Raw genomic sequence first — 14,522 nt, 5'->3', positions numbered from 1 at the left:
CGTGGCCCCCGATCAGTTGTGGCTGACAATGTCAAAGGTTGCATGATGGCGGATTTAGCCGCGCCAATCCGCCCTGCGCGCTGTGCGTTCCGACACTTGCACTTCATGCCAACGTCAGCCCGTAGGGCGGATTAGCGGAGCGTAATCCGCCGCGCCTAGTGCGGACAATCGATGATGGTGAGAGTCTATCCCGATCGAGTGTGTGGACGTGGCCACCCGACCAGTTCTGGCACGCAATATCGAATGTGGCATGACGGCGGATTACGCTCCGCTAATCCGCCCTACGGGCTGGCTGGAATGCTCTCGACAATCCAAGTACGTTCGCTAAATGAAGACTCACCTCGAATTTGTCTCGACAGCCTTTCCGCCGGAGCCCGGCGAAGATGAACTGGTCAATCCGGGGCTGTATGGGAAGCGCCTGGCGGAATTCTTGTCCGAGGAGTTGCCGCGTCACGACTTCACGGTTTCGCGTATGACCCCAGAGGATTGGGGGTGGCGAATCGATCTCGAAAATTCGGAATTTCCAATCTGGCTCGGATGCGGCCACTACCAGGAGCATGAGAACGGGTTTCTGTGTTTCATCGAGCCTTCGCATCCCTTCGTTCGACGACTGCTGAAAAAGATTCCGACAACCGACACGGTCGACCGTCTGGCTGGAGCCCTGCAGATGATACTGGAGAGGAGCGGCAAGGTGCAGCAGATGCGTTGGTGGACTGAAGATGAGGCGCCTCGCTGACCCCACAACCTAAGACGGACCCGTCGTACCCGAGACTCCGGGCCAGCACGAAACACGAGAAGCCCGATATCAGCGGACTGACTCGTCGGGCAACTCGCTGAATGGCGCGATGGCGTCTATCTACCCACTTACTGATCTCCCGACCGCTTTATGGCGTCCGAACAGCCCGCCTCAAAACTCATTTCGCTAGCCGCTTGAAGCGCCTCCCTCCATCCAGTCCATTTCTGAAAAATATTTCTCTTTCTTTTTATCCGAAATCATGATTGTATGCCGCCGTCCCGTCTCGATCAGAGGGGCGCTTCGCGGTCGTCACGGACGTTGAGGCGGGATGCGGTGGGTGTGTCGATGTTGCAGCATGGTTCTCCATGCCGACGAACGACATCGATGCGCACGGTCAAGTCGCGTGGTCCTGGCATCCCGATGCTGATGCCAAGTCGGTGCTGATGCGCAAAGGCGCAGTGCCGATGACGGTGGCCAAAAAGCCCGGAGCACCGGGGAGAACGCGAAGCAGCCGTTCCAACCATCGCGCGGGGAATGCCGGGATGTCTCGGCTGAACCTGTGGTTCCTGCCGCCTGCATTTTTTTCGCAGGCGGGCCATGGGTGCGGCCAGCGCCCGGCATTCCCCGTGCCCTCTTCGAGGAGAGGGTGGGTCCATCGGCAAAGCTCGGACGCGAAGATGCGCCGCGAGAGAGCGGAGTCATGTCTCACCGCCGTCATTGCGAGGAGCGCAAGCGACGAAGCAATCCAGAGTCGCGCATGGGGACTCTGGATTGCTTCCGCCGTCGCCCTTCGGGCTATGGCGGACAAGTCGCTTCGCTCGCAATGACGGTGAATATGCCGATCCCGCGTCAGCACGTGCGACGCCGGTGGGGAGGCGAGAGGCGCGCTTCCCACTCCGCTGTCATCCCGGACAAGCCGGCCGACGCGAAGCGGCGGCGGGCGCAGATCCGGGATCCATACGCTGTGCAGCTGGTGGGGTGCGCGGAACGGGCCGCCTGCCCGTTTCGGAGATCACGCGGTATGGGTCCCGGCGTTCGCCGGGACGACAGTGTTGGTTGGGACTGTCGGCGGGGCAGATCGCCCGCCGGGGCTGTGAGCCGCGCCGCTGCAAGCGGCGTGACGTCAACGATGCCTTATGCCTCAGCCCTGAAGTGCGCCGCGGACGACGTCGATGATGCGGGCCTGGGTCGGCTCGTCGAGATAGGCGTGCATCGGCAGGCTGATGACGTCGCTGGAGAGCTGCTCGCTGACCGGCAGGCCGCCATCGGCGCTCGGGAAGATGCGGTAGGCGGTCTGCTGATGCATCGACTTCGGATAGTAGATCGCGGTCGGAATGCCCTGCGCCTTCAGCGCCGCGGCGAAGGTGTCGCGATCGATGCCCTTGGGCAGGCGGATGGTGTATTGCGCCCAGACCGAGGTGCAGCCCTCGACGAGACGCGGCACCTTCACGACATCGGCCAGCGCGGCCGTGTAGCGCTCGGCCACCTTGTTGCGCGCGACGATCTCGTCCTCGAAGATCCTGAGCTTCTCGATCAGGACCGCGGCCTGGATGGTGTCGAGCCGCGCGGTGAGGCCGAGGCGGACGTTGTCGTATTTGTCGCTGCCGCCGCCATGGGCGCGCACGCTGCGCAGGCGCTCCAGGAGGCCGGCATCGTCGGTGAGGATGGCACCGCCGTCGCCGAAGCAGCCGAGCGGCTTGGCCGGATAGAAGCTGGTGGCGGTCGCCAGCCCGAAGGTGCCGATGCGGCGGCCCTTGTAGCTGGCGCCAAAGCCCTGCGCGGCGTCGTCGAGCACGAACAGGCCTTCGTCCCCAGCGATCGCGGCGACCGCATCGTGGTCCGCGCTCTGTCCGAACAGATCGACCGGGATCACGGCCTTCGGCTTGAGACCGAGCCGTTTGGCGGTTGCGATGCCGCGGTGGAGCGAGGCCGGATCGATGTTGAAGGTGTCCTCCAGCACGTCGACGAACACCGGCGTGGCGCCGGTCAGCGCCACGGCTTCGCCGGTCGCGCAGAAGGTGAAAGACGGGCACAGCACGGCATCGCCCGGGCCGATGCCCTGGGCCATCAGCACCATCAGCAGCGCGTCGGTGCCGCTGGAGCAGCTCACCGCGTATTTGGCGCCGCAGAATTCAGCCAGCTCCTTCTCGAGCTGGATGATTTCGGGGCCGCCGAGAAACTGGCAATGCGCGAGCACGCGGGCGACGGCGTCGTCGAGCGACTTGCCGAGCCGCTGGCGCTGCGCGGCGGTGTCGATGAACGGAATGGGCTGATGACGCAGGTGCTGATTCATGAGCTCTGACAAAGGTTCGGATCGAGACGATGGGGTGAAGCGGAGGCGTGGCCGGCTAGCCGGCCACGGCGCGACGCTTGGTAGCAGCCGCCTCGGCGGGACGATGGCTCGAGGTCTCCAGGCACTGCGTGGCGATCGCCAGACTCGCGACGCCCTCGTCGCCGGTGACCGCGGGCGCCGTGCCCGAGCGCACCGCGTGCAGGAACGCGATCAGCTCGGCGCGCAGCGGCTCGTCATGGCCGACCGGCAGATGGCGCATCGAGTAGCTGCCATCCGGCTTGAAGCCGAAGCACTCGGTGACCTGGCGCGTCAGCAGATCGCCCATGATGTACTTGCCGCGCGTCGCCACGGTGACGTTGCGCGCCTTGAACGGCGTCAGCCAGTTGGTGTTGATGTGGGCGAGCACGCCGGAGGCGGTGCGGAACTGCAGGAGCGCGATGTCCTCACGCTCCGCCACCGCACTCGACAATTGCGGCTGCACCTCGATGATGTCGGATTCGGTGAACCAGCGGATGAGGTCGATGTCGTGCACGGCGAGATCGATGACGACGCCGACATTGGACATGCGCGGCGGGAACGGACCGACGCGGGTGATCGCGATCGACAGGAGGTCCTCGCCGGCGATCGCCTTCTTGATCGCGGCCACCGCCGGATTGAAGCGCTCGACATGGCCGATCATCAGGGTGACGCCGGCGCGATGCGCGGCCGAGACGATCTCCCTGCCCTCGTCCACCGTGGAGGCGATCGGCTTCTCGACCATCAGATGCACCTTGCGGGCGATGCAGGCGAGCGCGAGCTCATGATGCAGGTGGGTCGGGGCGGCGACGGTCACCGCATCGACGCCCTCGGCGACGAGCTCATCGAGCGTCTCGAAGGTCGGGCAGTTCGCAAGCTCGGTGACGCGGCTGCGATGCGCCGGCAGCGGATCGACCACGCCGACCAAGTGCACATCGGGCAGTCCGGCGAGCACGCGGGCATGGTTGCTGCCCATCACGCCGGCTCCGATGACGCCGACTCGCAGCGCCTGCCTCAGCTCGGCCTTGTGGCCCGCCCCCTTGGAACTCATGTCATCGACCCCATCAATGTCCCCGGATTGCGACGTCACGGATTGGCCATGACGGTTAACGAACTGCAAATCACCGGTCGAAGCTCTCCTAGCATGCCGGTTGAAGCGAGGCGAATGCGGAAACCTTTTTCAGGACACGATTTGATTCAGAAAGTTACATCGGGTTTGGACGAAAACCGCTGTCTTTTGAACGGCGTGCGCGATGCCCTTCACGTGTGGCAAGTGCCCTGTTCACGCGTCACGACAGGCCACGGACACAACGGTTGCAGCGGCTTCACGCCTGCGTGTTGGCCGCGGCCGGAGGTAACGCGGTGGATCCCGCCAGCGAAGGAGATCACGTCACATCGCGGGAGAACACCCATGACCCTCAGCCTCGCCTCGCTCCGCTACGCCTCATCCTTCGCCGTGCTGCTCGCCTCGCTTACCCCGTGGTCGCCGTCGGCTGCCGCCGTGGATCGGCCTGTCGTCATCGAGCTCTTCACCTCGCAGGGCTGCTCCTCCTGCCCGCCTGCAAATGCCTATCTGAACGAGCTGGTGCGGCAGCGCCGCGACGTGCTGCCGCTCGCCTTTCACGTCACCTATTGGGATCGGCTGGGCTGGAAGGACCCGTTCTCATTGCCGGCCGCCACCGATCGCCAGGCCCGCTACGGCAGCCGCTTCGGCGACGGCTCCTACACGCCGGAGATCGTCGTCGACGGGGTGACGGGTCATGTCGGCTCCAACAGGGCCGAGGTGGGAGCCGCGATCGATCGCGCCAGGGGCGCGAGCGCGACGGCGGCGCCGGTCAAGCTCGCACGCAATGGCGACAAGCTCACGGTCGAGGTCGGCGGCGGTGAAGGACGCGGACGCCTCCTTCTGGTCGGCTTCGATCATCGGCATGAGACGGCGATCCGCCGCGGCGAGAATGACGGCCGCACGCTGGAGGAGCTGAACGTGGTGCGCTCGGTGCGGACGCTTGGCGATTGGAGCGGCACGGCGCTGCGCCTCACCGAGCCGATGCCGGAGGGCGAGGATGCGGCCGTGCTGCTCGAAAGCCCGGAGGGGCGCATCGTCGGTGCCGCGCGGCTATAGCTTCGACCGCCTGTCAGGCGGACGCGCAGGTGCGGCGCCAGAACAGGCGGTAGCCCTCCTCCACCTTGCGCGTGTAGGTCTCGACATTGCCGGCGGCGGAGCTGCCAACCATCGCCGGCAGCTCCGTCCGCAGCTTCGCGAGAGCCGCAGGCTGCGCGGCCTGCTTCAGGGCGAGACCGATGTAGCCGTCGTCGTCCTCGGCCACGAAGTCGCCGAGCCCGACCGCCGTGTTGATGGCGGCTGCCGCGCGCGCTGCCGCGCCGTGGCCGAGCTTCGCGATCACGGGGACGCCGGCCTGCAGCGACTCCCAGGTGCTGACGCCGCCATTCTGCGGAAACGGATCGAGCGACATGTCGATGCCTGCGAACTGCGCGATGTGCTGATCGCGCGTCGACAGGCCGAGGCACGTGATGCGCTCCTGCGCGATGCCATGCGCGACGAACCGCGCGACGAGGCCATTGCGCAGCAGCGCGTCGTCGAGCGCGCCGTTCTTGATGACGATCCGCGAGTCCGGCAGCGCGCCCATCAGGCGCGACCAGAGCGCGAGCGCAGGCTCGGAGATCTTGTCGATCCGGTTGAAGACGCCGAAGGTGACGCAACCGTTGCGCAGCATCGGCAGCGGCGTCGGCTGCCATCCCTGCAAGGGATCGGTGGTGATCACGGCCGGCAGGTCGTAGACCTGCTCGGCGAACAGATGACGTGCAGCTTCGGGCACAGTCACCGGATCGGCGAAGAAGTAGTCGATCGTGGGGAGGCCGGTGCCGGTGCCGCTGCCCCAGGCCGTGACCTGGACCGGCGCCGGCTTGCGCGCGAACACCGGCAGCCGGTTGCCGGCGGAATGGCCGGAGAGATCGACGAGGATATCGACCTGATCGGCCTCGATGCGATCGCTCAGCTCCTCATCGGACATCTGCCAGGCGTCGACCCAGAGGTCGGCGGCCGCGCGGCACTGGTCCGTCATCGTATCGCGCAACGGCGAGCAGGAGTAGCAGATCACCTTGAACGCGGCGTGGTCGTGATGACGCAGCACCGGCAGGAACACCAGCGCCGCCGAATGGCTGCGGAAATCGGACGAGACATAGCCGATCGTCAGGCGCCGCTCCGGATCACGATCCCGCACCGGCGGCGGACGGCGCGCGACCTGGCTGCCGATCCTGGTCCACCATTCGCGTCTCGCCGCCTGGTGCTGCGCGAAATCGGTGTCGGGCATGAAGTCGAGCAGGAAGATCCTGGCGGTGATCGCATCGCCATAGTCGGGCTTGAGCGCGAGCGCGCGCTCGAAGTGCTGCAGGGCCGTCGTGAGATCGCCCTGCTTGCAGAAGCATTCGCCGAGCCAGGTCCAGGCGACGTCGGACGCGGGATTGATCTCCAGCACCTTGCGGCAAGCGTCCATCGCCGGCGCGATGTTGTCCCTGATCACACTGAGCTGCGCGAAGCCGAGCAGCGCCACCTCCTGTCGCGGATCGAGCGCCAGCGCGGCCTCGAAATCGGGCATCGCCTTGTCGAAACGTCCGGCCTGCTGATGCAGCCGGCCGCGCTGTGCCAGCACTTGCGCGGCGTTCGGCTTGATGGCGAGGGCAGCGTCGAAGGCCGCCAGCGCCTCATCGGAATGGCGCAGGGCGATGCTGGCGAGCCCCTTTCCGAACATCGCCTCCATGTGGCGCGGGTTGAGCGACAACGCGCGATCGAAGCACTGATTGGCCTCCGCATTGCGCGCGAGCGGAAGCAGCGCCATGCCGCGATTGCAATAGGCGTCGGCGTAATCGGGCTTGAGCGCGATCGCCCGGTCATGCGCGGCGATCGCCTCCTCCGGCCGCCCCAGGAGCATCAGCGTGTTGCCGAGACCTGTTTGAGCAACCACGAGGGCTGGCTTCAGCGCAATCGCCCGCTCCTGGCACTTGCGCGCCTCCTCGAAGCGCTTGCGGTTGAACAGCGCGAGGCCGAGATTGGAGAGCGCCTCGGCATGTCGCGGCTCGATCTCGACGGCCTTGGTGAGCGCCTGCTCGGCGAGATCGGGCTGGCCGCCGTCGAGCGCCGTAACGCCGAGCAGGTGCAACGCATCGAAATGATCGGGCAGCAGCGCCAGGATCTGTCCGCAGATCGCCTGCGCCTCGGCGTGACGGCCGGCACGATACGCCGCCACGGCGCGCGGCATGAGCTCGTCAGCCTGCTTGCGATGCTTCTTCTGCAGTCTCGCATTCTGGAAGGCGCGAGAGCCGACATTGCTTGCCAAGAGACTTGCCTCCACGGGCGGCGTGCAGATCGCGGGAACGCAGTGACATCACATGCGACACCACCGGATGCCGCGACACAAAGACTAGCCGGCGCTGGCGCAATGGCGACGCCAGAACAGGCGGTAGCCCTCCTCGACCTTGCGCGTGTAGGTCTCGACATTGCCCGCGGCCGAGCCCGCGACCATCGCCGGCAGCGCGGTCCGCAGCTTCGCCAGCTCAGCCGGCTTCGAGGCCCACTTCGCGGCGAGCGCGACATACCCGTCGTCGTCTTCGGCGACGAACTCGCCGAGCCCGACCGCCGTGACGATCGCCGCGGCGGCGCGCGACGCCGCGCTGCGTCCGAGCCTGGCGATGACCGGCACGCCGGCTTGCAGCGACTCCCAGGTGCTGACGCCGCCATTCTGCGGAAACGGATCGAGCGAGATGTCGACCTCGGCAAACTGCGCGATCTGCTGCTCGCGCGTCGACCAGCCGAGACAGACCACGCGCTCCGGCGCGACGCCTTGCGCGGCGAAGCGCGCCAGGAGACGGTCACGCAACAGGGGATCATCGAGCGAGCTGCTCTTGATCACGATGCGCGAGTCCGGCAGCTGCTGCATGATCCGTGTCCAGACGATCAGCGCAGGATCGGAGATCTTGTCCAACCGATTGAACACGCCGAAGCTCACAAAGCCATTGCGGAGCATCGGCAGCGGCGTCGGCGCGATGTCCGGCAACGCCTCGGTGGTGATCACCGCCGGCAGGTCATGGACCTGCTCGGCGAACAAATGACGTACCGCTGCGGGCACCGTGACCGGATCGGCCAAGAAATAGTCGATCGTCGGCAGCCCCGTGCCGGTGCCGCTGCCCCAGGCTGTGACCTGGACCGGGGCGGGCTTGCGGGCAAACAGCGGCAGGCGATTGCCGGCGGAGTGGCCGGAGAGATCGACCAGGATATCGACGCCATCGGCGTCGATGCGGTCGGCGAGCTCGTCATCCGACATCTGCGCGGCGTCGACCCAGAGGTCGGCGCAGGCACGGAATTGCGCCGTGACGGCATCCTGCACCGGCGAGCAGGCATAGCAGGCGACTGCGAAATTCTGCGGGTCGCGATGCCTGAGCACCGGCAGGAATGTCAGCGCCGCCGAATGATTCCGGAAGTCGGAGGAGACGTAGCCGATCGTCAGACGCCGCTCCGGGTCGAGATCGCGCTTCGGCGCCGGCCGGCGCCGGATGTGGGCGCCGATCCGCTGCCACCATTCGCGCCGTGCCACCTGCTGGAGCGCAAAGTCGGCCTCCGGCATGAACTCGAGCGTGAAGATCTTCGCGGTCATGGCCTCGGCAAAATCGGGCCTGATCTCAAGGGCGCGGTCGAAATGCTCGACGGCCGCAACGACCTCGCCCTGCTTGGCGTAGCAGACGCCGAGCCACAGCCAGGCCTCCTCGGAGCGCGGATTCCGCTCCAGCACCTTGCGGCAGGCATCGACGGATTGGGCGACGTCCTTGAAGTGGCCGAGCTGGGCCTTGCCGAGCAGCGCCATCTCCAGCATCGGATCATGCGCCAGCGCCGCCTCGTAGTCCGCCTTCGCCTGGTCGAAACGGCCGGCCATCTGATGCAGCCGGCCGCGCTGCGCCAGCACCTGCGGCGCACCGGGCTTGACGGCAAGCGCGGCATCGAAGGCCGCGAGCGCCTCGGTGTGATGACGCAGGTTGATGCTCGCCAGCCCCTTGCCGAACATCGCCTCCATGTGGCGCGGATTGAGCGACAGTGCGCGATCGAAGCTCTGATTGGCCTCGGCGTTGCGACCGAGCGGAAGCAGTGCCATGCCGCGGTTGCAATAGGCGTCGGCATAGTCTGGCTTCAGCGCGATGGCCCGCTCATGCGCCGCGATCGCCTCGTCCGGCAGGCCGAGGCGCATCAGCGTGTTGCCGAGGCCCGTCTGCGCGACCACGAGGGCTGGCTTCAGCGCAATCGCCCGCTCCTGGCACTTGCGCGCCTCCTCGAAGCGCTTGCGGTTGAACAGCGCGAGGCCGAGATTGGAGAGCGCCTCGGCATGTCGCGGCTCGATCTCGACGGCCTTGGTGAGCGCCTGCGAAGCGAGATCCATTTGGCCACCGTCCAGCGCCGTCACGCCGAGCAGGTGCAGGGCATCGAAATGATCGGGCAGCAGCGCCAGGATCTGGCTGCAGATCGCCTGGGCTTCGGAACGGCGACCGCCGCGATAGGCGGCGACGGCCGCGGGCATCAGCGCATCGGCCTGCTTGCGATGCTTCTTCTGCAGCCTCGCATTCTGAAACGCGCGGGAACCGACATCGCTTGCCAAAGACGGCCTCCGAATAACGCGTGGAACTACATATCGGGCTTGTTCACGCGGCGACCTTGCGTCACGCCGCGACGGATGGGCCTCAGCCGCCAGTAGCGCAATAGCGGCGCCAGAACTGGCGATACCCCTCCTCGACCTTGCGCGTGTAGGTCTCGACATTGCCGGCGGCCGAGTTGGCCACCCGCGTCGGCAGCTCCGCACGGAGCTGAGCGAGCTCGGCCGGCCGCGCCGCGTGTTTCAGGGCGATCGCAATGTACCCCTCGCCGTCCTCGGCCACCCAGTCGTCGAGCCCGATCGCCTTGACGATCGCGCCGCCGGCGCGCGACGCCGCGCTGCTGCCGAGCTTGGCGACCACGGGCACGCCGGCCTGCAGCGATTCCCAAGTGCTGACGCCACCATTCTGCGGGAACGGATCGAGCGAGATGTCGATGTTGGCGAACGCTGCGATGTGCTCGTGGCGCATCGAGGCGCCGAGACAGGTGAGGCGGCTCTCGTTGACGCCGTGCGCGGCGAAGCGGGCGATCAGCGTGTCGCGCAGGAATGCGTCCTCCAGCGCGCCGTTCTTGATGACGATGCGGGCGTCCGGCAACGCTTGGAGCAGCGCCGACCAGACCCTCAGCACCTCGTCGGATATCTTGTCGACACGGTTGAAGACACCAAACGTGACGTGGCCGTTGCGCAGCATCGGCAGCGGCGTCGCCTGCGCTCCCGGCAGCGGATCCGTCGTGATCAGCGCCGGGAGATCGTAGACCTGTTCGGCGAACAGCGGCCGCACCGCCGATGGCACCGTGACCGGATCGGCAAAGAAGTAGTCCATGGCGGGCAATCCGGTGCCGGTCGCGTTGCCCCACGCGGTGACCTGGATCGGCGCCGGCTTGCGGGCAAACACGGTGAGACGATTGCCGGCCGAGTGGCCGGAGAGATCGACCAGAATGTCGACCTGGTCGGCCTGGATGCGATCGGCCAACTCATCGTCGGACAATTGAGATCCGTCGACCCAGCCGTCGGCCGCGACCTTGCACTGTTCCGTCACGGAATCGACCAGCGGCGAGCACGAGTAGCAGATGACCTTGAATGCCGCGTGGTCGTGATGGCGCAGCACCGGAAGGAAGGTCAGCGCGGCCGAATGGCTGCGGAAGTCGGACGACACGTAACCGACCGTGATGCGGCGATCCGGGTCGCGGTCGATGGCGGCAAGCTGGCGCTGCGGGATATGCGCGCCGATCCGCTCCCACCATTCGCGGCGGACGGCCTGATGCACGGCCACGTCGGCGCCGGGATAGAAATCGAGCGCGAAGATCTTCTTCATGATCGCATCCTCGAAATCCGGCTTGATCTCGAGGGCGCGGTCGAAGTGCTGGATGGCGCCGGCGGTATCGCCCTGCTTTGCGAGGCACGTGCCGAGCCAGATCAGCGCCACCTCCGACGCCGGATTCTGCTCAAGCACCCGCTTGCAGGCCACCATGGCCGGCGCGATCCGCTCGGTGAGCACGCAGACATGGGCCTTGCCGAGCAGCGCCGCCTCCAGCCCGGGGTCGGTCGCCAGCGCAGCATCGAAATCGGCCTCGGCCTCGGCGAACCGTCCCATCTGCACGTAGAGACGGCCACGCTGCGCGATGACCGCCGCCGTCCCCGGCTTCATGGCGAGCGCCGCGTTGAAGGCAGCGAGCGCCTGCTCGAGATGCCGCAGATTGACGCTGACCAGTCCCTTGCCGAACGTCGCCTGCATGTGCCGCGGCGCCAGCGCCAAGGCGCGGTCGAAACTCTGTTTGGCCTCTTCGTTGCGCAGCAGGAGCAGTTGCGCCATGCCGCGATTGCAGTAGGCGTCGGCAAAGTCCGGCTTGAGGGCGATGGCGCGGTCATGCACCTCGATCGCCTGCGCGAACAGCTGCATGTTCATCAGGGTGTTGCCGAGGCTCGTCAGCGCCGCGGCAAAATTGGGCTTGAGCGCAACGGCGCGCTCCTGTACCGCGCGCGCCTCCTCGTAGCGCTTCATGCTGAACAGCACGAGGCCGAGATTGGCCAGGGCCTCGGCATTGCGCGGCTCCACGGCGACCGCGCGGGTCAGGGCCTGCTCGGCGAGGTCGAGCCGGCCGCTGTCGAGCGCGGACGCGCCGAGAAGGTGCAAGGCGTCGAAATGATCGGGCACGAGGCCCAGAGCCTGTCCGCAGATGGTCTGGGCATCGGCGTGCCGGCCCGCCCGATAGGCCTCGACGGCCTTCGGCAGCAGGCTATCGGCCTGCTTGCGATTCTTCTTCTGCAGGCGCGCATTCTGGAACGCGCGCGATCCGATCGTGCTTTGCAACGAAGCTCTCCGGCGGACGACGTCCGGGGCTGTCTAGCACGGCTCGCGTGATTCGAGGCGAGACCCGCCCTACTCGCGGCGGTAATCGTCCTCGATGCGGATGATGTCGTCCTCGCCGAGATAGGACCCGGTCTGGACCTCGATCAGCTCCAGCAGGATCTTGCCCGGGTTCTCCAGCCGGTGCACCGCGCCCATCGGAATGTAGATCGATTCGTTCTCATGCACGGTCTTGACGGTCTCGTTCACGGTGACCCGCGCCGCGCCGCGCACCACGATCCAGTGCTCGGACCGGTGATAGTGCTTCTGCAGCGACAGGCGCTGGCCCGGCTTGACGATGATGCGCTTGACCTGATGACGCTCGCCATTGTCGACCGACTGATAGCTGCCCCAGGGCCGGTGCACCTTGATGTGCGTCTCGGTCACTTCGGGCGCCACGGTCTTGAGCTTGGCGACCAGCCGCTTCAAGCCGTTGGCATCGCGCTGGCGCGACACCAGCACGGCGTCCTGCGCGGCCACCACGACAAGATCGTCGACGCCTTCGAGCGCGACCAGCGCCTTGTCGGTGACCACGTTGCAGTTGCGGGAATCCTCGAACACGGCGGTGCCGCGCGCGGCATTGCCCTGCCCGTCCTTGTCGGACAGTTCCCAGACCGCATGCCAGGAGCCGACGTCAGACCAGCCGCACGACACCGCCACCACGGCGGCACGTTCGGTCTTTTCCATCACGGCATAGTCGATCGAGATCGGCTTGGCCGCCGCGAAGGCATCGGAATCCAGGATGATGAAACCGAGGTCGCGGCCGGCCTTGGAGACAGCGTCGATCACCGTCTGCACGCTGCCCGCGTCGAACTTGCGGTATTCATCGAGCAGGACCGACGCGCGGAACATGAAGTTGCCGCTGTTCCAGAGATAGCCCTCGCGGATGTAGCGCTCGGCGGTCGGCTGATCCGGCTTCTCGACGAATTTTGCGACGGCCCGCACTTCCCCGGATACCGATGCACCCGGGCTGATATAGCCATATTCGGTGGCCGCGCGCTCTGGATTGACGCCGAAGGTGACGATGCGGCCGGCCTCGGCGGCAGCGAGCCCCTGCCGGCACGCCGCGAGGAAGGCCGCGGTGTCGCGAACGACGTGATCGGCCGCGAGTGCCAGCACGACAGCGTCCTGATGGCGCGACTGGGCGAAGGCGGCTCCGGCTGCGATGGCCGGGCCTGAATCACGCCGCATCGGCTCCAGCAGGACGTCGGCCTCGATGCCGATCTCGGCCAGTTGCTCCAGCACCATGAAGCGATAGGCCAGGTTGGTGATGATGATCGGCCGTTCGAACAAGTCGGCATCGGATACGCGCAGCAACGTGTCCTGGAACGTGGAACGGGTGCCGAACAGCGGCAGGAACTGCTTCGGGCGAACCTCCCGCGATGCCGGCCACAGCCGGGTCCCAGCGCCGCCGCACATGATGAGAGGAATGATGCGTCCGGTCATGAATCAACCCGTTAAATTCGGTGATAGTCGCGGTACCATTTCGCAAAACGTCCGATGCCGTCGGCGATCGAGGTCGCCGGCCGGAAGCCGATGTCGCGTTCGAGGTCGCTGACATCAGCATAGGTCGCCTCGACGTCGCCGGGCTGCATCGGCAGCATCTCCCTGATGGCCGGCCGCCCGAACTCCTTCTCTAGTAGTGTTATCACGTCCATCAGCTGTTCGGGATGATTGTTGCCGATATTGTAAATCCGCCATGGCGCCCGGCTGCTCGACGGATCGGGCCTGTTTCCATCCCAATCCGGGTTTCCCTGGGGCGGGCGGCCGATCAGGCGGACGATGGCCTGCACGATGTCGTCGACATAGGTAAAATCACGCCGCATCCGGCCTTGATTGAACAGCCTGACCGGCTGCCCTGCGAGGATGGCCTTGGCAAAGATGAACATCGCCATGTCGGGACGGCCCCAGGGGCCGTAGACGGTGAAGAAGCGCAGCCCGGTGGCCGGCAGGCGATAGAGATGGCTGTAGGAATGCGCCATCAGCTCGTTGGCCTTCTTGCTTGCCGCATAGAGGCTGATCGGATGATCGACATTGTCCTTGACCGAGAACGGCAGCTTGGTGTTGGCGCCATAGACCGATGAGGACGATGCGAACAGCAGATGCTCGCAGCCATGATGGCGGCAACCCTCGAGGACGTTGATGAAGCCCTCGAGATTGGCATCGACATAGGCGTGCGGATTTTCCAGCGAGTAGCGCACGCCGGCCTGGGCCGCGAGATGCACCACGGCGGGAAAGCGATGCTGGGCAAACAGCGCCTTGATGCCGGCACGGTCGATGAGATCGAGCTTGTGAAAGGTGAAGCCGGGCGCCGCCTTCAGAATGTCGAGCCGCGCCTCCTTCAGCTTCGGATCGTAATAGGCGTTGATGTTGTCGATGCCGACCACCTGCCGTCCCTCGGCGAGCAGCCGCTGCGACAGGTGAAATCCGATGAAGCCGGCGGCGCCGGTCACGAGGATGGGATGATCTGCCATGGTC

Annotated in this window: 9 protein-coding genes; 2 read left to right on the top strand and 7 right to left on the bottom strand. The window is 66.2% G+C overall.

Annotation, left to right across the window (positions count from 1 at the left end):
• The first annotated feature begins 328 nt into the window (after positions 1–328).
• On the top strand, positions 329–736 hold the full coding sequence (locus QX051_RS18680) for a hypothetical protein (RefSeq protein WP_315777138.1): 408 nt from the start codon (positions 329–331) through the stop codon (positions 734–736).
• A 1,141-nt stretch (positions 737–1,877) separates the two neighbouring features.
• Here the strand turns inward: QX051_RS18680 and QX051_RS18675 are convergent.
• Positions 1,878–3,029, bottom strand: coding sequence for a DegT/DnrJ/EryC1/StrS family aminotransferase (locus QX051_RS18675; protein WP_315777137.1), 1,152 nt, complete (start codon positions 3,027–3,029; stop codon positions 1,878–1,880).
• A 55-nt stretch (positions 3,030–3,084) separates the two neighbouring features.
• Positions 3,085–4,095, bottom strand: coding sequence for a Gfo/Idh/MocA family oxidoreductase (locus QX051_RS18670; RefSeq protein ID WP_315777136.1), 1,011 nt, complete (start codon positions 4,093–4,095; stop codon positions 3,085–3,087).
• A 360-nt stretch (positions 4,096–4,455) separates the two neighbouring features.
• On the opposite strand from QX051_RS18670, the gene QX051_RS18665 reads away from it, so the two are divergent.
• Entirely contained in the window at positions 4,456–5,166 is a 711-nt protein-coding gene (locus tag QX051_RS18665; protein WP_315777135.1) for a DUF1223 domain-containing protein, read from the top strand.
• A gap of 13 nt (positions 5,167–5,179) precedes the next feature.
• On the opposite strand, the gene QX051_RS18660 is transcribed toward QX051_RS18665, so the two are convergent.
• The 5 genes from QX051_RS18660 to QX051_RS18640 form a co-directional block, all read right to left on the bottom strand.
• On the bottom strand, positions 5,180–7,399 hold the full coding sequence (locus tag QX051_RS18660) for a tetratricopeptide repeat protein (protein ID WP_315777134.1): 2,220 nt from the start codon (positions 7,397–7,399) through the stop codon (positions 5,180–5,182).
• A gap of 84 nt (positions 7,400–7,483) precedes the next feature.
• A complete protein-coding gene (locus QX051_RS18655; RefSeq protein ID WP_315777133.1) occupies positions 7,484–9,703 on the bottom strand; it encodes a tetratricopeptide repeat protein in 2,220 nt (739 codons plus the stop codon).
• Between the two features lie 82 nt (positions 9,704–9,785).
• Complete coding sequence (locus QX051_RS18650) at positions 9,786–12,008, bottom strand: tetratricopeptide repeat protein (protein WP_315777132.1); 2,223 nt, start codon at positions 12,006–12,008, stop codon at positions 9,786–9,788.
• A gap of 69 nt (positions 12,009–12,077) precedes the next feature.
• Entirely contained in the window at positions 12,078–13,490 is a 1,413-nt protein-coding gene (locus QX051_RS18645; protein WP_315758396.1) for a mannose-1-phosphate guanylyltransferase/mannose-6-phosphate isomerase, read from the bottom strand.
• A gap of 11 nt (positions 13,491–13,501) precedes the next feature.
• Positions 13,502–14,518 (bottom strand): NAD-dependent epimerase, encoded by a 1,017-nt coding sequence (locus tag QX051_RS18640; protein ID WP_315777131.1) that lies wholly within the window; start codon positions 14,516–14,518, stop codon positions 13,502–13,504.
• Between the last annotated feature and the right edge of the window lie 4 nt (positions 14,519–14,522).

Source organism: Bradyrhizobium sp. SZCCHNR1053, assembly GCF_032381235.1.
In the GTDB taxonomy this organism is placed as follows: Bacteria; Pseudomonadota; Alphaproteobacteria; order Rhizobiales; family Xanthobacteraceae; genus Bradyrhizobium.
Note: the sequence above shows the minus strand (reverse complement) of the source record. Positions and strands in the feature narration are given on the sequence as shown.

Excerpts from the sequence above, each read along its gene's own strand:
- QX051_RS18670 (WP_315777136.1), bottom strand. The coding sequence starts at position 4,095 with ATGAGTTCCAAGGGGGCGGGCCACAAGGCCGAGCTGAGGCAGGCGCTG.
- QX051_RS18640 (WP_315777131.1), bottom strand. The coding sequence starts at position 14,518 with ATGGCAGATCATCCCATCCTCGTGACCGGCGCCGCCGGCTTCATCGGA.
- QX051_RS18645 (WP_315758396.1), bottom strand. The coding sequence starts at position 13,490 with ATGACCGGACGCATCATTCCTCTCATCATGTGCGGCGGCGCTGGGACC.
- QX051_RS18675 (WP_315777137.1), bottom strand. The coding sequence starts at position 3,029 with ATGAATCAGCACCTGCGTCATCAGCCCATTCCGTTCATCGACACCGCC.
- QX051_RS18680 (WP_315777138.1), top strand. The coding sequence starts at position 329 with ATGAAGACTCACCTCGAATTTGTCTCGACAGCCTTTCCGCCGGAGCCC.
- QX051_RS18665 (WP_315777135.1), top strand. The coding sequence starts at position 4,456 with ATGACCCTCAGCCTCGCCTCGCTCCGCTACGCCTCATCCTTCGCCGTG.